Genomic DNA, 17,963 nt, shown 5'->3' on the forward strand with positions numbered 1-17,963 from the left:
TTGCTCCTCGCATTCAGAGTCCCTTCGGCCGCGCTAGGTGCTCCACCACACGCCCAATCCAGTCAACCAGCAGTGCCAGCAACGCCACCAGGATCGAACCGGCAACCAACACGTTAACCAAACTCAGGTTGACGCCGGTGATGATGAGAATGCCTAATCCACCCCCGTTGATGAACGTGGCGAGGGCCGCCGTTCCCACCAACAGCACCAGAGCCGTGCGGACTCCGGCCAGCATCACTGGAACGGCAAGTGGCAGTTCCACCCTGAACAGCACGGCAGCCGCGCTCATGCCCATCCCGCGTCCGGCCTCTACCAGCCGGGCATCCACCTGGCTGATGCCCACCATGGTGTTGCGCAGTACCGGCAGCACCGCATAGAGAACCAGTGACGTCACGGCCGCGGGAAATCCGAATCCCACCCAGAATGCCAGCAGCACTACCAGCCCGATCGCCGGAGCGGCCTGGCCTACATTGGCCAGAGCCAGTACAGGGCCGGTGAATTTTCGCAGCGGTCCGCGAGTCAACAAAATTCCTAGCGGAATAGCGACCAACAGAACGATGACGGCCGATAGCCCCGTCAGGGCAAGGTGCTCCACTGTGTAACCCCACAGCGCGCCGGGGCTCAGCGTTGTCAATTCAACGTCGGAGAGGTCAGCGTTGAGCAGCCAGATCACCAGGACCGCGAAGGCAGCAAGGATCCCCCCCAGCTGAAAAATCAGTGGACGCCACGATGGACCGGCGACGCCGGTCGCCCGAGAAGGCGTATCCGTCGAAGGAGTGTCTGTGGCCGTGGCGTTACTCATGCACACCCTCTTCCGCGGCTTCGACCGCCTGCAGCGTCGCCGTGTTCACACCCACCGGCTTCCCGTCGGAATGCGCCGTCGTCGCATGCTGCTGCGCCCGGGTGATCGCATCCATGACGGTCTCGACATCAATAACTCCGATAAACGCATCATGCCGGCCCGTCACCAGCGCAGCACCCGTGCTGGACACCAGCATGGTATCCAGCGCATCGTTCAGTGTGGCCCGGTCCCCCACCAACGGCAGCCGGACATCGACGTCGTCGCTCACTCGCTCCAGCCGGGACAGTTGCCGTCTGGTGAGCCACTGAATCGGCCTGTTCCGGGAATTCACGATCACCGCGTGGTCATGCCTTGCGCCATCGAGCCGCGACAAGACATCGCTGCCCAGGTCACCGGGATTGGCTATGACGGCATCACTCAGGTCCACCTCGTTGACCCGCGTCAGCGTGAGCTGTTTCAGCCCTGCGCCTGCGCCAATGAAGCTCTCCACAAAATCATTCGCGGGGTTCGCGAGGATACGTTCAGGGGTGTCATACTGCACCAGCTGCGCACCGTCAGAGAAAATAGCGATCCAGTCGCCCAGCTTCACGGCCTCATCGAAATCGTGGGTAACGCAGACTATGGTCTTCTGCAGCTCGTCCTGGATGTTGAGCAGCTCATCCTGGAGTCGCTGCCGGGTGATGGGATCGACGGCGCCAAACGGCTCGTCCATGAGCAGCACCGGAGGATCAGCAGCAAGCGCCCGAGCGACTCCCACACGCTGCTGCTGGCCGCCCGAAAGTTCCTTCGGGTACCTATCGCGGTAGGTACCCGGGTCAAGCGAAACCAGCTCCAGCAATTCATCTACGCGGGCCGCGACCTTCTCTTTGCTCCAGCCGAGCATCTTCGGAACGATGCCGATGTTCGTCGCGACGGTCATATGAGGAAAAAGCCCGCCAGCTTGAATGACGTAGCCGATACGACGCCGGAGGGCATCACCGTTCATATCGGTGACGTCGTCGTCGTCGAGCACAATGCGCCCCTCGGTGGGCTCGATGAGACGGTTGATCATCTTCAGCGTGGTGGTCTTTCCGCAGCCCGAGGGGCCAACCAACATAACGATTTTACCGGCGGGGATCTCCAGGGTGAGGCCGTCCACCGCCGCCTTCGCCTGTCCGGGGTAATGCTTGGTGACCTTGTCCAACAAGATGCTGGCACCCGTGATCGTCACGTTATTGGTTACAGGGGATTCAGACACGGATACCTCGCGAGGTTGTGATGCGGCCAAGGCCAATGAGCAGGAGATCAAGGAAGAGGGCCAGAACAATGACGGTGATGACGCCGGTCGCTACTGATTCAAGCGAGTTGGCGCCGCCGAGCCGCGAAAGGCCGGAGAATATCAAGCCGCCGAGTCCCGGACCGAGCGCGTACGCCGTAATGGCCGCGATACCCATGACCATCTGCGCAGAGACCCGAATTCCGGCGAGAATCACCGGCCACGCCATGGGCAGCTCCACTCGAAGGAGCGTTCGGAACCGGCTCATGCCGATACCGCGGGCGGATTCCACCACGGAAGCGTCAATGCCAGTAAGTCCCACCACGGCATTGCGCAGAATCGGCAGGGCCGCGAAGAACGTCACCACAATGACGGCTGGCGTCACGCCGAAGCCGAACGGCGCTATCAGCAGACCGATCAACGCGAAGGAAGGGATGGTCAGTCCAATGGCGGAGACGCTGTTGGCCAGCGACGTCAGCGCGCCGCTGCGGTAGACCAGGGCCGCGAGCCCGACGGCGATGACGGTAGCGAGAAGGAGACATTGGACAACCAGGCTGAAATGCTGCCAGCTGGAGAACAGGATCTGTTGAAACCTGTCACCAAAGAAATCCAACACCTATTGACCCTCTTCACCTCGGTTACGTTTCCGCGGGCACCAAAGCCCTCGCCAGCCTAACATTTACCCCGTTACTGCACCCTACACTGGGATACTGACCCGCTCCTCAATCTGGAAATCCGCATGGCGGCGCTGCAGCATCCCGCCGGGACCGCGGATGGCGGACGCGCCGTCGTCGTCGAACTCGTAGTGCATGGTCTCCCCGCGGCCGCCGAAACCTGTGGGCTCCAGCGAGCGCAGCGTGGACTCGTCCACGTATTCCAGCTCGGTCAGGCCGTCGACGTCGATCCCCATGGCTGCCGGCGAAACTTCCACCAGTTTCCCGCCCAGTTCGACGACGTCGCCCAGACCCCAGAGGGAGGCGAACCGGCCGGTGAAGCGGCTGAGGTCCGTGCCTTCGGGAACGGCCGACGTCGGCTCCTTGGCTATGATGCTGGCGAGCGCGAAAAGCTCGTTCACCCAGGTGTTGGCGGGGCCGTCCAGGGAATTGGTGAGCACGCTGACGCAGACTCGGGATTCCGGATCAACCCAGGTGCGCGTGATGTGTCCGGGGTATCCGCCGCCGTGGCCAAAGACCTGCTTGCCCTGCACTTCGGCGAGCATGAGGCCCAGGCCGTAACCGTGGTTTGCGCCGGACGCGGCCCAGACCGGGTGCTGCATGCGGCGTTTGGAGCGGTCTGTCAGCAGGGTGTCGTCGCCGGGGAGATGGGCGGAGAAGTAGGTGACCAGGTCCGCGGCAGTCGAGTAGAAGCCGGTAGCGGCCGCCATCGAGTGGGTGTCTATGTGATCGATGGTGCTGCGCTCAGGTGCGTACGTCAGCGCCGAGTATCCCCGTGCGAGTTCGGGTTCCCGAGCGGGGTCCAGCTCGGGTCCGGTGTTGCGCAGCCCGAGGCGGTTCACAATGTTTTCGGTGACATACGCTGCGTAGTCCTGGCCGGAAGCCTCTTCGATGACCAGACCCAGCAGTGAGTAGCCAACGTTGGAGTATTTCAGGTGCGCGCCGGGCTCATTACGCTTGCCGGTCTTGGCCATCTCGATCAATTCGTCCCTGGAGGGGAACTTTCGCGAGAGGATCCAGAAGTCTGAGTCGTCGCCGTCGCGCGTGATTCCTGATGAGTGGGAGAGAAGTTCAGCTACCGTGACGCCCGCCATTTCGGTCCCTTTGAGTTCGGGAACGTGCTGCTCGACCGGGTCATCCAGGCGCACCTTGCCCTGCTCCACCAGCTGCATGATGGCGGTCCCGGTGAACGTTTTCGAGTGTGAGGCCACCCGGAAGAGGGTGTCTTCCGTCATCAGCGTTCCAGCGGCGACGTCGGCAAAGCCTCCGCTGAAGGACCCGAGGAGCTTCCCGTCTACGGCCACCGCCACCTGAAAACCGGGCATCCGTTGGTGCTGCCGCTGGAACTCCAGCAGTTTCGGTGCATAGTCGAGAACTTCACTCCAGATCGCTGCGGTTTCCATGAATCCACTTTCACTCTTGGCGTTATTTCAGCTGCGGGATATCAAACTGTCATAGCCACTCTATATATTGGGGGCATGACTTCCACCACACTGCCCTCTGCTGCCCAGATTCCACCACCCGCCCGGAAAGAACCCCTGGAGCGGACCCGCCACGGAGACACTGTGGTTGATGATTATGAGTGGCTTCGTAACAAGGAAAGCGCAGAGGTTGTCCAGTACCTCAAGGCTGAGAACGACTACACGGATGCGGTGACGGCTGATCAGGAGGAGCTGCGGAAGCAGATCTTCACCGAGATCAAGGACCGCACCCAGGAGACCGATCTATCCGTACCGAGCCGCAAAAAGGGCTGGTGGTATTACGGGCGCACCGAAGAGGGCAAGCAGTACGGCATCAACTGCCGGGTCGCGGCGCTGGGCACAGGAGACGCTGCCACGGACTGGACCCCGCCGGTCATCGAACCCGGAAAGTCGGTGCCCGGCGAGCAGATCCTCCTCGACGGAAACCTGGAGGCCGAGGGTAAGCCGTTCTTCTCCCTGGGCGGGCTTGCTGTTACGGAAGACGGGAACCTCCTCGCGTATGCGCAGGACAATTCTGGTGATGAACGGTTCACGCTGCGCTTCAAGAATCTGCAGACCGGGGATCTCCTGGAGGACACCGTTGAAGGTGTCTTCTACGGCGTCGCCTTTTCACCGGATGGCCGGTGCATTTTCTATACGGTGGTAGATGATGCCTGGCGTCCCTATCAGGTCCGGTCCCATGTGCTGGGGACGGACGTCAGCGAGGACGTGGTGGTTTATCAGGAGGACGACGTCGCCATGTGGACGGGTTTCGAGCTCTCCGCCGACCGTCAGCAGCTGGTGATCGTCATCGGTTGCTCCGAATACAGCGAGTGTCGCGTTCTGGACCTGACGGATCCAAACGCGGTACTGCTGACCCTTCTCTCCCGCGACGAGCGCGTGCTCTATGAAGCGGACCCGCTGACCATCGACGGCAGGCGCCACTACGTTCTTACCCATAACCGGGATGCCATGAACTCCATGGTTTCCATCGTGGATGAGTCCGAGTTCGGTAAGCCTCTCGCTGAGCAGGTCTGGCGCACTGTGATGGCGCACGACGACGCCGTGAAGGTCAACGGCACGGCCGTCACCTCAACCCATGTTGCGGTTTCGGTCCGGCGGGACACCCTGGAGCGCGTGCAGGTGCTGCCCCTTGAGGGCCTCGGTACGGACACTCAGTCGCTGCCTGCGGAACCCGATTTCGAGGAAGACCTGTACACCGCGAACCTGGCGGATGCCGAGTTCGATTCCCCCGTGATCAGACTCAGCTACACGTCTTTCTTCACGCCGCCGCGGGTCTACGACTACGTTCTGGCCACGGGCGAACTCGCGTTGCGCAAGGAAACGGAGGTTCGTGGCGGCTATCGGCCCGAGGACTATGTAGCTGAACGGCAGTGGGCCACGGCGGCGGACGGCACCAAAATTCCGCTATCCGTTCTTCGCCGCGCGGACCTTGCCCAGGACGGCTCAAACCCCGGCCTGGTGTACGGGTACGGCAGCTATGAAATCTCCATGGACCCTGCGTTCGGCATTCCCCGGTTGTCGCTGTTGGACCGTGGCTTTGTCTTTGTCATTGCACATATTCGTGGCGGCGGCGAGATGGGCCGTAGCTGGTACGACGCAGGGAAGAAGCTCAACAAGAAGAACACCTTCACGGACTTCGTGGATGCAACCACGTGGCTGGCGGACTCCGGCTGGGTTTCCCCGGACCGTATCGCGGCGATGGGTGGCTCGGCTGGCGGTCTACTGATGGGCGCCGTCGTCAATCTGGCTCCGGAAAAGTACCAGGCCATTGTGGCGCAGGTGCCGTTTGTCGATGCGCTGACCACCATTCTTGATCCGGACCTGCCATTGTCAGCTCTGGAATGGGAGGAGTGGGGCAACCCGATCGCGGACTCTGAGGTCTACCAGTACATGAAGGAGTACACGCCCTACGAGAACATTCAGGCCGTGAACTACCCGCGCATCGCGGCGGTCACGAGTTTCAACGACACCCGCGTCTTCTACGTGGAACCGGCCAAGTGGGTAGCCCGGCTGCGCGAAATCACCACCGGCTCAGAGCCGATTGTCCTCAAGACTGAGATGGACGGCGGACACGGCGGTGCATCAGGCCGCTACGAGAAGTGGAAAGACGTGGCCTGGGACTACGCGTTCATTGCGGACGCCCTGAACGCACGCTAATCCCCGCATCCACTCTGCAGTAGATGCTCTTCTCAGCATGTGAGAACCGCACCTACTGCAGAGTGGATGCGGAGAGTGCGATGATCAGCCGCTCCATCCGGGCTATCCCCACAAAGCGCCCGGCATTATCGGTCACGAGCAGGGGCTCGAACCTGTGCGGTTCGTCCCGCGTCATGGAGCGGGCCAGGGCTTCGCTGATGGACGTATCCACGTTCACCCGCATGCCCTGACTCAAGACACCGAAGCGTGCAGCGTTTTCATCAAGGACAGCCACGGGCCGCTGGTGGTTCTGGAGCAGGACAACCAGCGACAGCTTGGGATCGTCAGTGAAGCACGACGCCGCATGCTCCACGCTTGTTGCCGTCGTCGCGTTTTCCAGTAGGGCACGAACGGTGACACCATCAATCACCGGTTGACGCGAGGCCAACCTATGCGCGAGACCAACATCGATGGACGCCCACGGCGGTCCGGGCCGCGCCAGATAGTATCCCTGAACCAGCGGAACGCCGAGGGCGACCAGAGCATCGAGCTCGCCTTCACGTTCTACTCCCTCGGCCAGAATCCAGGCATCAACACGGCTGGCAAAGGTGCCGAGCATCTCAATCAGCGCACGTTTGGTTTCGTCACGGTCCACATCCTGAATCAGATCCCTGTCCACCTTGATCATGGACGGGCGCAGCGAGAGCAGGTGCCGCAAGCCCGCGTAGCCCGCGCCGGCGTCGTCGATGGCTATGAGTGCACCGGCGGCGCGGAGTTGGTTGAGGTCCGGTTCCAGTTTCAGGTAGGAATCGATGGGCGACTGCTCGGTGAGTTCAATGACGAGGCCGCTCAGATCGCCTTCCTCGCTCCAGACGGAGCGAACGTCCTGAGAGAAAAGAAGTTCCGGAGAAACGTTGAGGGTGAGGAAGCAATTTGTCGGCAGCGAGTCCCTGCCCTTCAGCGCAGTCCGCAGAGCCATAGATTCCAGCTGGGCAGACTTTCCACGCGTCCGGGCAGCGGCAAACCACGCCTCGGGATTCTTCTCGGAGTAGCCAGGGAAACGGGCCAGCGCCTCGTAGCCCACGACGGTTCCTTGGGCGGTGCTCACAATCGGTTGGTACGCCGCTTCCAGTCCGTCACCGCGGCAGGCGCATGCAAGTTGCGCGTCCCACTCGTCCGCGGTGTGCTCCAACGCAGACTCGCCGCCGCCTACCGAAGGCATCAGTTCACAGAAACAATGGCACCACGGACAGACTGAAACAGATGATCTGGAACCTCCGTGTATCCGTGAACTGACGTCGCGTGAGCGGAGACCGCTGCTAGAACTTCATCTTCTGTGCTGCATACCCAACGGGCTTCGCAACCCGGCACCACATCGCCGCAGGCAAACGATTTCATCTGATTCTCCTTGTGCTGTTGGATGGCACCGGTTTTGGGGCACCAACTGACTACTTCGTGGTATCTATCGGCAGCGAGGTCGAAAGCGTCAGGTGAAGTACGGGTTCCGAGTTGACAGAGCACCCACTGGGGGTATTACCTAATGAACATTCGGTAACACGCGTGAGAGGCATCACATGACGAACATCAGCGTCGATAACGGCGTTCAACAGTCGAGGGTCACAGGACTCGATCACGCAATTCTCAAGGACGACCACGCCTCCGAGTGGATGGGTATCGACGTCGTCGCTCTGGGTGATGGCACCGCCACTATTTGCATGACGCTCCGTCAGGAAATGCTCAACGGATTCGGGATCGCCCATGGCGGCATGATCTTTGCCTTCGCGGACAGCGCCTTCGCCCTGGCATGCAACCCGGCCGAGGGCTCAGCCGACACCATCACGGTAGCTTCGGGCGTCGACATCAATTTCCTCTCCCCCGCTCGTCCCGGCCAACTGCTCACCGCCGCCGCCACCCGGCGACAGCAACAGGGCCGCAGCGGAATCTATGACATCCAGATCACGGCCGACGACACCGTCATTGCCGAATTCCGTGGCCGCAGCCGCACCATCCCCAAAAAGTAAAAGAGGCTTTTCCGTTGACACAGAACACACGCGTAGAACTCGACAATCCGCTCGATTTCGAAGAAACCATGAGCCGGGACGAGCTGGAAGCCCTTCAGTTACAGCGACTTCAGCACAGTGTGCAGTACGCCTACGATCGCGTGCCCATGTACACGAAAAAGTTCGACGACGCCGGCGTCAAGCCCAGTGATCTCAAGAGCCTCGAGGACCTCCAGAAGTTCCCGTACACCACCAAGGAAGACCTACGGCAGACCTACCCGTTTGGGATGTTTGCCGTGCCGCAGCACGAAGTGGCCCGAATCCACGCGTCATCTGGCACCACCGGCAGGCCCACCGTCGTCGGCTATACCAAGGGCGACCTTGAGAACTGGGCAACCATGGGGGCCCGCTCGCTACGTGCTTCCGGTGTGAAGCCGGGCTGGAAAGTGCACAACGCCTACGGTTACGGTCTGTTCACCGGTGGCCTCGGAGCTCATTCTGCCGCTGAGAAGCTCGGCTGCACCGTCATTCCCATGTCCGGCGGTCAGACCCAGAGGCAGCTCCAGCTGATCCAGGACTTCGAGCCGGACGCGATTCTCTGCACGCCCACCTATCTGCTGACCATCATGGATGCCATGGTGCAGGCAGGAATGGACCCGCGCGCCACCTCCATTAAAGTGGCCGTGCTCGGCGCCGAGCCATGGACCGAGGAGATGCGCCACGAGCTTGAGGTCGGTATGGATATCGACGCCTGCGACATCTACGGTCTCTCCGAAGTCATGGGCCCAGGCGTTGCCGGTGAATGCGTTGACTCCAAAGATGGCTGCACCATCTGGGAGGACCACTTCCGCCCGGAGATCATCGACCCCATCACCGACGCCGTTTTGCCCGATGGCCAACACGGCGAGTTGGTGTTCACATCCCTGACCAAAGAGGCGATGCCGATTATCCGGTACCGCACACGCGATCTGACGCGGCTACTGCCGGGCACAACCCGTCCGAGCATGCGCCGTATGGGCCGTATCAGTGGACGCAGCGATGACATGATCATCCTGCGCGGCGTCAATCTGTTCCCCACCCAAATCGAGGAAATCGCCCTCCGCGTTCCAGGACTAAGTCCGCATTTTCAGCTGGAGCTGACCCGCCCAAAGCGCATGGACGAGCTAGCCGTGCGCATTGAGCGTCGTGAAGAGGCCACATCCGACGACGTGGCTTCCGCAGGGGTTGAGTTGGCCAGGCTCATCAAGATCCACATCGGATCCACCTGCCGGATCGACGTCGTCGAACCCGGAACCCTGGAGCGCTCCAACGGAAAGCTGAAGCGGATCTACGACCTCCGGGACAAGCCGGCGGTATAGACGGAACGGCAAACCGAACGTTCGTGCGAAAATGGCTGACATGGTCCATGAAGTGAATACCTCCGTTGCGGCAGGACGCCGCGGTCGCCCTGGCTATGATCAGCAGAGCGTGCTGAATGTTGCTGTGGAAGTGTTCAACCGCCACGGTTATGAAGCGACATCGATGGGCATCCTCGCGGACACGCTCGGCATCAGCAAATCGGCCATTTACCACCATGTCCCCTCCAAGGGAGACCTGCTGCGGCTGGCCTTGGACCACGCGCTTGGTGGGCTCGAGGCTGTCATCATTGACGCAAAAGCAACGTCCGGACCGGCAGACGCCAGACTTGAGTTTGTTCTCAGGAACACGATTGCCGTCCTCGTAGAGCGTCTACCGTACGTCACCCTGTTGCTGCGCTTGCGTGGCAACACCGAAGTTGAGCGGGATGCGCTGAAGCGCCGTCGTGACTTCGACCATCAAGTGGCCGAACTGGTGCAACTGGCCAGGGACGAAGGCAGGCTACGGCGCGACGTGGACCCGAGGACCACCACGAGGCTGCTGTTCGGCACCATCAACTCCATCGTCGAGTGGTACAAACCCGGCGGCGCGCTCACGCCGGACATGCTGGCGGATAACGTCATCACCATCCTCTTCGACGGGTTGCACGGGGAAGTGTAGCTCACGGTGCACCCGCCAGAAGCGGACCCCTTAGCGTGGTAGCTGCGGGATCCGCTTCTGGGTCAGGCTGCCTCTACTTGCGCAGAACGCTCTTGGGCAAATGATGCGTGGTGACAGCCCCGATGGGCGTCATTGGATGTAGCGGATCAGGTGCTGAGGAGCCCGTGGGCCCGCCCAGCCGTGAGTGGGCAACCGCGCTCATCACCGCATACGCATCCCCTGCCTCCCATCCGTGCTCCCCTGTCAGGAAGTCGAACATGTCCTCATATCCTCGCTTGATGCTCTCCTGAACTGGATCTCCGAGTCCGACAAAGACCCATTCATCCTCGAGCTCAACCCGTGGTCCTCGCAGTGCCATCGATTTCACGACGTCGACCGAGACCACGGCGGTCCCTTCAGCCTCGATCGCCACGAACGAGGACTCCCCCTCTGCCATGATGGCGTGGATATCACCAATAGACAGATAGGCGCCTTCGACCTCGACGGGCAGATAAACGGTGGCGCCAGGGCGGCACTCCATGAGATCCATGTTCCCGCCTTGGCCGGTGGTAGGCATGATCGTCGAGTTGTTGCCCTCAGCGGGAGCGGTGCCGATGCAGCCGATCATCGGACGGGGTTCGAAAGCGTGATGGTCAGTCACATGCACCCCGGCCTCATCGATGGGTACGCGCCGCGCGAACACGGCGTCGGTCATTCGATCCTGCAACGCTCCGGATCCTGGAAGACTCACCGACCAGCCGCAGTCGATCAGGCGAATCTCGTGGATGGTGACTGCCAACGCGTCCCCAGGTTCTGCACCCTCGACATAGACGGGCCCAGTCACCGGGTTGATGCCCACGGTCAGCTGGTCCATGTCGCCATGTTCGTGGAGCTGACGGTAGACCTCGTCACTGGTTTCGAAACCAATGCGCTCTCCAGTACCAGGTTTGATGCGTAGCACCGGCTCCTCGTCGGCGACGAACCCAAACTTGCCATGACTCTTATTCAAAAAGTGTTCCATGTTCAGAGACCTCCTCTCTGACCTGTGGCAGGGACTTCCCCTGCCTCCAGGTCTCCTTCTCCTGACAGATCCGTTTTTCGCCCACTGATGCGGTAATAGGTGAACACCAGGGCCCCAACGGCGAGCCAGACGATGCCACCGACCTTAGCTTCGATATTCGCGTTCCACAGGACGTAGCCGAGAATCAGGAACCCGATGATCGGCACCACGAGGTGTAACAGGTAGTTCTTGGACTTCATTTTGCCCAGGAAGTACACGACCACGGAAACATGAAGCAGCATAAATCCGAACAGGGCACCAAAGTTGACCAGTGAGGAGATCAGGTCGATCTGCCCCACGAAGAACAGCACCAGAACCGCGGACAGTACCGAAACCAGAATGATGGCGTTCTGAGGGACGCGGCGGTGGTTCAGCGTGTGCAGGAATCTAGGCAACTGCCCGTCACGGCTCATGGAGTAGAGGAGGCGAGAAGTTGCGGCTTGGGCTGCCATGGCGTTCGCAATGCCAATCGCCAGTACGTTGACTACGAAGAAGGCATTCATCCATCCGGTACTGGATGCGGCCTCAACGATCGTGAAGAAGGCGTTGCCTTCGACGCCGGGACCGAACGACTCGCGCCCTCCGGCCAGCGAGCTCGCTAGCCACGTCTGGATGATGAACAGGACGGCCACAATGCACAGCGCAAGAACCATAGCGCGACCCGTGGCTTTTCGGCCTCCGGATGCTTCTTCCGAAAGGGTGGCGATGCCGTCAAATCCGAGGAAGCTGAGGACAGCGATGGATAGCGCCGCGGCGATGAGCGGTCCGGAGACTATGCTGGCGTCCCAGATCGGGTCAGTGGTGAACACCGCACTAGGGATGGTCTCGTTATTCAGTGCCCTGACGGCGATGACGATGAAGATCGCCACAAAGACCAACTCCATTGTCAGGAATAGCCGGTTGATCAGCTTCATGGAGCTGACGCCCATCAAGTTGATGACCATGTTGATGGCCACGAAGACCAACGCCCACAGCCAGCGTGGGGAGTCTGGGAAGAGCCCGACCATGGACTCCGCGGCGAAGACGTACAGCAGTGTCGGGACCAGGAGGTAGTCAAGAAGGATCGCCCAGCCCGCAAAGAAGCCCACATTGGGGTGGATCCCACGGCCGACGTAAGAGAAAACTGAGCCGGCGAGTGGAATCTTTTTGGCCATCTGCTGATAGGCCAACGCGGTGAAGATCATGGCGATCAACCCGATGAGGTAGACCAGTGGCACCATGCCGCCAGCTGCATTGTAAACGACCCCGAAGATTGCCCATGGTGCAATGGGAACCATGAAAATGAGCCCATAGATCAACAGGTCTGTGGTGGAAAGGGAACGTTTGAGTTCCTGTTTGTAGCCGTACGCCTCCAGCTGCTGCTGAGGAGTCAGCTCCGCGGATTCTCGTGATGACGACATTTAATGCACGCTCACTTTCTGTGGGATGTGGATGAAGGTCAAAAGAATTCGGTTGCTAGCTGTCGTGCGCGGTCAGGAAGTCGTCTATGACTGCACGGAAGCCCGTGGGGTGTTCGAGGTGGACGCAATGGCTCGCCTCCGGGAAGACATGTGTCTGCGCATCACGAATCTTGTCCACGAAGGGCTGCCATGTCAGAGGAGTGGCTTCGTCGTACTCTCCGGCGAACACCAGGGTAGGGACCTCAACGGCATCCAGGCGGTCGATGATGTCCCAGTGGCGCAGTGTACCGATGACGTGAAACTCATTCGGCCCATTCATCGTGTGGTAAACCGTTGGCTCCGCCACCATTTGTTCTTCACTCTCCCGGAAGTCCTGGGGTGTGGGGTCGAGGCGGCAGACATGGCGGCGGCAAAACTCCTCGGCGGCGGCAAGGTAGGCAGGATCATCAACGGTCCCAGCCTCCTCATGATCAGCCAGAGTTTGTTGCACATTCTCCGGTAGTTCCGAACGTAGCTCTTGGGCCGCCTGGCTCCACAGCTCCATAGAAGCTGGTGAGTTGCAGATGGCCAAACTCTTCAGGCCTTGCGGCCGGCGGACTGCTATTTCCGCTCCGAGCATCCCGCCCCAGGATTGGCCCAAGACGTGGTAATCGGTTAGCCCCAGATGCTCCACTAAATTTGTGAACTCGTCGACGAAGAGCTGTGGTGTCCAGAAATCGGCTGGCAGGTCCGGCAAATGCGTGCTGTTGCCGCAGCCCAGCTGGTCATAGTGGATGACTGTCCGCCCGGTCGCAGCAAGTTCGGCGATGTTGCGCACGTAGTTGTGAGCCATGCCTGGTCCGCCATGCAGGACGATCAGAGGGAGGGCGCCGTCCGTGGGAGCGTCGGGGGTCGTCGTGCGGATCCATGTTTCGTAGCCTCGGAAAGGGATCGTCCGCGCTGTAACCTGTGACATGACTAGTCCTTCGTTCCAGAGTGATGAAGGTCATAAAAACCTACAGAAGATAGAGTGGACCATAAATGGTTCTATTACAAGACCTTTACGTAACAAAGGGTGTCTAGAGACCCATGACCGCAGATCCGACGCCTGGATATCCGACGACGACTCCCGCCTCGTCGGGTCTTACAGCACCCTTGAAAAATCGCCACAGTATCGTCGACGACGTGACGGATCGACTGATCACCGCCATAGCCGTCGGCGAGTACCTTCCGGGACGTCGCTTGCCCGCGGAGCGCGACTTGGCTGCCTCCTTGCAGGTGGGGAGGGTCACGGTCCGGGCGGCTTTGGCGCGCTTAGTCGAAAACGGTCTACTCGAGACGGTTCGCGGTCGTGGCGGGGGATCCTTCGTCAAGGAACAGTGGTCGACCACCTCTGGGGAGTCCGTGCATCGGACGCTCACCGCACGCTGGGAGGAGCTGGTTGATACTCTCGAGGCGGTTCGGCTGTTTCATGGCACCATTGCGCGCGCCGCAGCAGAAAACCGTACCGCAGAGGACGTCGACGCGTTGCGCTACTGCTTGGAGGACTACCGCCACGCCGACAGCGGGCACGACTCCCAGAAGGCAGACGAAAGACTGCACCTAGCCATCGGACAAGCAGCACATAACAAGACTCTGCGAACAGTGCTCCTGCAACTGGAATCCACCATCAGTCTGGCCGCACCAGCACATCTATGGGGCATGCCCGAAGGAATGCGCGCCATGGAGTTGCGTGCACTAACCGACCACGAATTGCTTGTCGACGCCATCTGTAACCAAGACGCAAGCGCAGCCGCAGAGATCGGAGCTGAACACGCACGCATCGACCTGGAGCTATTCCAGGAAGCGATGCAGCGCACTCGGGTCTAGGTCAACCCTTGGTTCGGGTACTGGTCACGGACTACGTGGCTCCACCGATCGGAGCACCGCGGCTGAGTCGAATAGGACCTCGAACATTCTCAGCTTCTACCGGGATACCCTTCTGGGTTGCGATGATCTCGCCGCGGCAAGCCATCTCGGACGCGACGCGACGGACGTCACGCATGTGCTCACGCCAAGCATCGCCGTCACCACCCACGATTCGGGCAACTTCGCTCGGGCAGATCGATGAGTCGACACGCTTGCGTAGAAGCGTTCGAATGGTCGCAGAAATTCGCTCATCGAATGCCGTCGGCTCGCGCGCTTCCCACCACGGTTGGCCGCGTTCACCCAGCGCGATCTTTGCATCGTTCACTCGTGTTCGAGCATCGTTTTCACGGGTCTTGACGGCTCGTCGAGCAGCCATCAATTCGCCCGGGTTCCTCGAACTCTAGTCGTCTGTGTGGCCCGTCGTGGAGCTCTCTGTACGGCCCAGTCGAGGTGCCAGGGGGTGTACGACTCGCTACTAACAGGTGAACGGTTGTTGAACAGGTAGCGTATCGGCACTAGAATTCGGTAGGCCCGAGAACGGGTGGATGTCAAGGGTGTTCGGCGGACAGGCGAGCATTTGGAATGCGAGGTGTTGCTATGTCTGGCCGAGTTCTTCACATAACCCGACGAGTTGGCGTCGTCGTTGGGCATATCTTGGTCTACGCCCTGATCTGGGCGGGGCTCGCTCTGCTCATCGCCGCTGCTGGCATTCGTTTCTTCTGGGGCGAGATATCTGTAGGTCAGATGCTCCTGAACCTCGTCTCCGTGGAAACCGACGGCGGGGGCGGTGCCATTGTCTGGATAGGCATTCTGGGAATCGGCGTTGTGCCCCTGCTCATCACCGTCGGGATCGCACTGTGGCAGCACCTCCGGCGCCGCAAGCGCCGCCGCAATGGCGACAACATCCGTCCCCATCGCTCACCGTGGATCATGCGCACCGTCTCCACCGCCCTAGTGGGAGCGGTGTTCGTCGGCGGCACCACTGCCTTCGCCTCTACGGTTGGCCTCGGAGACTACATCGAGGCAGGGAACTCCACGTACGACCTCGGCGACTACTACGTGGAGCCGACCGTCACCAGCGATAAGGACAAGCGCAACCTAGTGCTGATCTACCTCGAGTCCGGGGAGGCGACTCTCGCGGACGACCAGCTCTTCGAGAAAGACGCCTTCGTTCCGCTCAAAGAGGCCACCAAAGCCTCAGACGGCTGGCAGAGTGTGGACGATCTCCAGCAGTACAGGGGTGGAGGCTGGACCATGGCCGGTCTCACCTCGACGCAGTGCGGCATCCCACTGAAAGGCATCGCCTCCGCCACGGGCAGCGGCGGCCTCAACGATCTCGGCGGCGACGTCGAAACCTATCTGGGAGGGGTCACCTGCCTGGGCGATGTTCTGGATGAACACGGCTACAACAACGTTTTCCTGGGTGGTGCCAACTCCTCCTTCGCGGCCAAGGGCACCTTCCTGAGCACTCATGGCTACTCCGACGTGAAGGACCTCTCCGACTGGCGCGCCGCCGGTGAACCGGAGAAGAACTTCCGCAGCGACTGGGGCTTGAGCGATGAACGCCTCATGGCCCACGCCAAGGATGAGGTAGACGAGCTGCATGCAGAGGCGGAGAAAACCGGTCAGCCGTTCAACCTCTCCGTGCTGACGCTGGACACCCACGAGCCAGTGCACGTCTACGACTACTGCAACGTAGATACGAAGAGTGAGGTCACTTCCGTATTCGCCTGCTCCATGACCGTGGTGGCCGGATTCGTGGATTATATGAAAGAGAAGGGCTACCTCGAGGACACCGCCGTGGTGATCATGGGCGACCACCTCAAGCACATGAGCGCCGGTGACGCTTTCCACGAGCAGCTGGATGACAACGACAACCGCACCATCTTCAATCGGATCTGGGTTCCGGGCCAGGACGAGAACAGCGAGTTGCGCCCCGGCGTGGACCAGCTGAACATGTACCCCACGATTCTGGAAGCCGCCGGTCTGACCCTGAAGGATCATGAGGCGGCGCTGGGCGTATCCGCGTTCACCTCGAAGATCCCGGATGGTTCAGCCCAGGCAATGGAGCCAGATGCCTACGCCGAGCTGCTGGACTCGCGTTCCGCGCAGTTCTACGTAAAGGCTTGGGACGGCGAGGACGCCGCCCAGTAGCGCTGTCCGTCCCCCACCCGACCAAGCCCGTCCTACAGTGTCACCATGAAGACTCTCGGCATTGACCTCGCTGCGGATCCCAAGAAAACAGCGGCCGCCGTTATCGAGTGGGCGTCCGGCGCTGCCAGACTGGTCCAGCTGGAACTGGGGGTCTCTGACGAGGCAATCCTCGCTCTGTTCAATGACACAGATTTCACGGGTATTGATTGCCCCCTCGGCTGGCCTCGGGCCCTGGTGCCCTTCCTCACGGGCCATGTGGGCGGGAATGTGCACGCCGTTCTTCGCCACGACGGCATAGCTGGCCGCAGGCTCCTCGCCTACCGCGATACGGACCGGTTCGTGACACAGAAAACAGGTCTCATCCCGTTGAGTGTCTCCGCCGATAGGCTGGCGCATCCTGCCATGCGCTGCGCTGTCATCCAGGCCAAAATCGCCCAGAATTCATCGGCGCAGCCGCTTGATGGATCCGGTCGACTGGCAGAGGTGTACCCGGCCGCTACTTTGAAGCTATGGGGAATCCCGGCCAAGAAATACAAGGGGTCGGGTCCAGACGAGACAGCTGCCAGACGCGGCCTTCTTTACCAGTTGGAGACTGCTGCCCCTTGGCTGGACCTTGGCGGCTACGCAGACAGCCTCATCGCGTCGGATGACCGCCTTGACGCCGTAGTGGCCTCGCTGGCCGCGCGTGCGACGGCAACACATCGCACGTTCCTCACAGATCCGGAGGAAAGAGCCGTTGCCCGTCTAGAAGGCTGGATCCATCTCCCGAGCGGAGAGCTGAACGAGCTTCCTTGACCCACGTCAAGGCGGCCCGCGCCCTTCCGCGATGGAATGGAATCACCCCACACAGGGATCCACCATTCAGGAGGTAGCAATCATGCAAACCGCAACGTTCCGCACCGAACCCTTCACCTGCCCGTCGTGCGTCAAGAAGATCGAGAACACCTTGCCAAAGAAGGACGGGGTTGCCTCTGCTGAGGTGAAGTTCAACGCGAGCAAGGTCAACGTCGAGTTCGACGAAAACAAGACGACGGCATCCACGATCGCCGATCTGATCACCGGGCTAGGCTACCCGGTCCTCTCCACCAAGATCAGCTAGCCCCGGGATCGAGAGAA

The 17,963-nt window shown here is 60.8% G+C and carries 18 protein-coding genes; 8 read left to right on the forward strand and 10 right to left on the reverse strand.

The features are described from left to right. Positions 1–13: 13 nt before the first annotated feature. From JOE65_RS13445 to JOE65_RS13460, 4 genes are all read right to left on the reverse strand, one after another. On the reverse strand, positions 14–802 hold the full coding sequence (locus JOE65_RS13445; RefSeq protein WP_205163674.1) for an ABC transporter permease: 789 nt from the start codon (positions 800–802) through the stop codon (positions 14–16). After that, positions 795–2,039: an ATP-binding cassette domain-containing protein gene (locus tag JOE65_RS13450; protein ID WP_338021648.1), complete on the reverse strand. Its 1,245-nt coding sequence runs from the start codon at positions 2,037–2,039 to the stop codon at positions 795–797. Before JOE65_RS13450 ends, JOE65_RS13445 begins: the two co-directional genes overlap by 8 nt. Then, the gene (locus JOE65_RS13455) at positions 2,032–2,673 is read right to left on the reverse strand and encodes an ABC transporter permease subunit (RefSeq protein ID WP_205163675.1); all 642 of its coding nucleotides are present in this window, start codon (positions 2,671–2,673) and stop codon (positions 2,032–2,034) included. Before JOE65_RS13455 ends, JOE65_RS13450 begins: the two co-directional genes overlap by 8 nt. Before the next feature lie 81 nt (positions 2,674–2,754). Next, positions 2,755–4,134, reverse strand: coding sequence for a serine hydrolase domain-containing protein (locus JOE65_RS13460; protein WP_205163676.1), 1,380 nt, complete (start codon positions 4,132–4,134; stop codon positions 2,755–2,757). A 75-nt stretch (positions 4,135–4,209) separates the two neighbouring features. Between JOE65_RS13460 and JOE65_RS13465 the strand changes: the two genes are divergently transcribed. Then, positions 4,210–6,372 (forward strand): S9 family peptidase, encoded by a 2,163-nt coding sequence (locus tag JOE65_RS13465; protein WP_205163677.1) that lies wholly within the window; start codon positions 4,210–4,212, stop codon positions 6,370–6,372. A 52-nt stretch (positions 6,373–6,424) separates the two neighbouring features. Here JOE65_RS13465 and JOE65_RS13470 read toward each other — a convergent pair whose 3' ends face one another. Next, the gene (locus tag JOE65_RS13470) at positions 6,425–7,573 is read right to left on the reverse strand and encodes an EAL domain-containing protein (protein ID WP_205163678.1); all 1,149 of its coding nucleotides are present in this window, start codon (positions 7,571–7,573) and stop codon (positions 6,425–6,427) included. Further along, positions 7,573–7,749, reverse strand: a complete 177-nt coding sequence (locus JOE65_RS13475) for a DUF1059 domain-containing protein (RefSeq protein ID WP_205163679.1) — start codon at positions 7,747–7,749, stop codon at positions 7,573–7,575. Before JOE65_RS13475 ends, JOE65_RS13470 begins: the two co-directional genes overlap by 1 nt. Positions 7,750–7,925: 176 nt before the next feature. Here JOE65_RS13475 and paaI point away from each other — a divergent pair, with 176 nt between their 5' ends. From paaI to JOE65_RS13490, 3 genes are all read left to right on the forward strand, one after another. Further along, the gene (gene paaI, locus JOE65_RS13480) at positions 7,926–8,372 is read left to right on the forward strand and encodes a hydroxyphenylacetyl-CoA thioesterase PaaI (RefSeq protein ID WP_205163680.1); all 447 of its coding nucleotides are present in this window, start codon (positions 7,926–7,928) and stop codon (positions 8,370–8,372) included. Between the two features lie 68 nt (positions 8,373–8,440). Continuing rightward, on the forward strand, positions 8,441–9,709 hold the full coding sequence (gene paaK, locus JOE65_RS13485) for a phenylacetate--CoA ligase PaaK (RefSeq protein WP_205164210.1): 1,269 nt from the start codon (positions 8,441–8,443) through the stop codon (positions 9,707–9,709). A gap of 31 nt (positions 9,710–9,740) precedes the next feature. Then, the gene (locus JOE65_RS13490; RefSeq protein ID WP_239536725.1) at positions 9,741–10,367 is read left to right on the forward strand and encodes a TetR/AcrR family transcriptional regulator; all 627 of its coding nucleotides are present in this window, start codon (positions 9,741–9,743) and stop codon (positions 10,365–10,367) included. A gap of 73 nt (positions 10,368–10,440) precedes the next feature. Here JOE65_RS13490 and JOE65_RS13495 read toward each other — a convergent pair whose 3' ends face one another. Genes JOE65_RS13495 through JOE65_RS13505 form a run of 3 tightly spaced genes read right to left on the reverse strand, consistent with a single transcriptional unit; the run spans position 10,441 to position 13,761 of the window. Beyond that, a complete protein-coding gene (locus JOE65_RS13495; RefSeq protein ID WP_205163681.1) occupies positions 10,441–11,367 on the reverse strand; it encodes an acetamidase/formamidase family protein in 927 nt (308 codons plus the stop codon). Between the two features lie 2 nt (positions 11,368–11,369). Further along, positions 11,370–12,806, reverse strand: coding sequence for an APC family permease (locus JOE65_RS13500; RefSeq protein WP_205163682.1), 1,437 nt, complete (start codon positions 12,804–12,806; stop codon positions 11,370–11,372). A gap of 55 nt (positions 12,807–12,861) precedes the next feature. Beyond that, on the reverse strand, positions 12,862–13,761 hold the full coding sequence (locus tag JOE65_RS13505; protein WP_205163683.1) for a proline iminopeptidase-family hydrolase: 900 nt from the start codon (positions 13,759–13,761) through the stop codon (positions 12,862–12,864). Positions 13,762–13,874: 113 nt separating this feature from the next. Here JOE65_RS13505 and JOE65_RS13510 point away from each other — a divergent pair, with 113 nt between their 5' ends. Further along, on the forward strand, positions 13,875–14,654 hold the full coding sequence (locus JOE65_RS13510; protein WP_205163684.1) for a FadR/GntR family transcriptional regulator: 780 nt from the start codon (positions 13,875–13,877) through the stop codon (positions 14,652–14,654). Positions 14,655–14,685: 31 nt separating this feature from the next. Here the strand turns inward: JOE65_RS13510 and JOE65_RS13515 are convergent, their stop codons facing one another. Beyond that, positions 14,686–15,069, reverse strand: a complete 384-nt coding sequence (locus JOE65_RS13515) for a DUF3253 domain-containing protein (RefSeq protein ID WP_205163685.1) — start codon at positions 15,067–15,069, stop codon at positions 14,686–14,688. A 221-nt stretch (positions 15,070–15,290) separates the two neighbouring features. On the opposite strand from JOE65_RS13515, the gene JOE65_RS13520 reads away from it, so the two are divergent. The 3 genes from JOE65_RS13520 (at position 15,291) to JOE65_RS13530 (ending at position 17,946) form a co-directional block, all read left to right on the forward strand. After that, positions 15,291–16,847, forward strand: a complete 1,557-nt coding sequence (locus JOE65_RS13520) for an LTA synthase family protein (RefSeq protein WP_205163686.1) — start codon at positions 15,291–15,293, stop codon at positions 16,845–16,847. 45 nt (positions 16,848–16,892) lie between these two features. After that, positions 16,893–17,642 carry a DUF429 domain-containing protein gene (locus JOE65_RS13525; RefSeq protein ID WP_205163687.1) on the forward strand — a complete coding sequence of 250 codons (750 nt, stop codon included), beginning with the start codon at positions 16,893–16,895 and terminating at the stop codon, positions 17,640–17,642. Between the two features lie 82 nt (positions 17,643–17,724). Beyond that, positions 17,725–17,946: a heavy-metal-associated domain-containing protein gene (locus tag JOE65_RS13530; protein WP_205163688.1), complete on the forward strand. Its 222-nt coding sequence runs from the start codon at positions 17,725–17,727 to the stop codon at positions 17,944–17,946. The last annotated feature ends 17 nt before the right edge of the window (positions 17,947–17,963 follow it).

Source organism: Arthrobacter roseus (genome assembly GCF_016907875.1).
Taxonomy (GTDB): domain Bacteria; phylum Actinomycetota; class Actinomycetes; order Actinomycetales; family Micrococcaceae; genus Arthrobacter_J; species Arthrobacter_J roseus.

Coding starts and splice junctions, on each gene's coding strand:
- JOE65_RS13445 (WP_205163674.1), bottom strand. CDS start 802: ATGAGTAACGCCACGGCCACAGACACTCCTTCGACGGATACGCCTTCT.
- JOE65_RS13500 (WP_205163682.1), bottom strand. CDS start 12,806: ATGTCGTCATCACGAGAATCCGCGGAGCTGACTCCTCAGCAGCAGCTG.
- JOE65_RS13490 (WP_239536725.1), top strand. CDS start 9,741: ATGGCTGACATGGTCCATGAAGTGAATACCTCCGTTGCGGCAGGACGC.
- JOE65_RS13515 (WP_205163685.1), bottom strand. CDS start 15,069: ATGGCTGCTCGACGAGCCGTCAAGACCCGTGAAAACGATGCTCGAACA.
- JOE65_RS13510 (WP_205163684.1), top strand. CDS start 13,875: ATGACCGCAGATCCGACGCCTGGATATCCGACGACGACTCCCGCCTCG.
- paaI (WP_205163680.1), top strand. CDS start 7,926: ATGACGAACATCAGCGTCGATAACGGCGTTCAACAGTCGAGGGTCACA.
- JOE65_RS13505 (WP_205163683.1), bottom strand. CDS start 13,761: ATGTCACAGGTTACAGCGCGGACGATCCCTTTCCGAGGCTACGAAACA.
- JOE65_RS13470 (WP_205163678.1), bottom strand. CDS start 7,573: ATGCCTTCGGTAGGCGGCGGCGAGTCTGCGTTGGAGCACACCGCGGAC.
- JOE65_RS13465 (WP_205163677.1), top strand. CDS start 4,210: ATGACTTCCACCACACTGCCCTCTGCTGCCCAGATTCCACCACCCGCC.
- JOE65_RS13520 (WP_205163686.1), top strand. CDS start 15,291: ATGTCTGGCCGAGTTCTTCACATAACCCGACGAGTTGGCGTCGTCGTT.
- JOE65_RS13495 (WP_205163681.1), bottom strand. CDS start 11,367: ATGGAACACTTTTTGAATAAGAGTCATGGCAAGTTTGGGTTCGTCGCC.
- JOE65_RS13475 (WP_205163679.1), bottom strand. CDS start 7,749: ATGAAATCGTTTGCCTGCGGCGATGTGGTGCCGGGTTGCGAAGCCCGT.
- JOE65_RS13530 (WP_205163688.1), top strand. CDS start 17,725: ATGCAAACCGCAACGTTCCGCACCGAACCCTTCACCTGCCCGTCGTGC.
- JOE65_RS13525 (WP_205163687.1), top strand. CDS start 16,893: ATGAAGACTCTCGGCATTGACCTCGCTGCGGATCCCAAGAAAACAGCG.
- paaK (WP_205164210.1), top strand. CDS start 8,441: ATGAGCCGGGACGAGCTGGAAGCCCTTCAGTTACAGCGACTTCAGCAC.
- JOE65_RS13460 (WP_205163676.1), bottom strand. CDS start 4,134: ATGGAAACCGCAGCGATCTGGAGTGAAGTTCTCGACTATGCACCGAAA.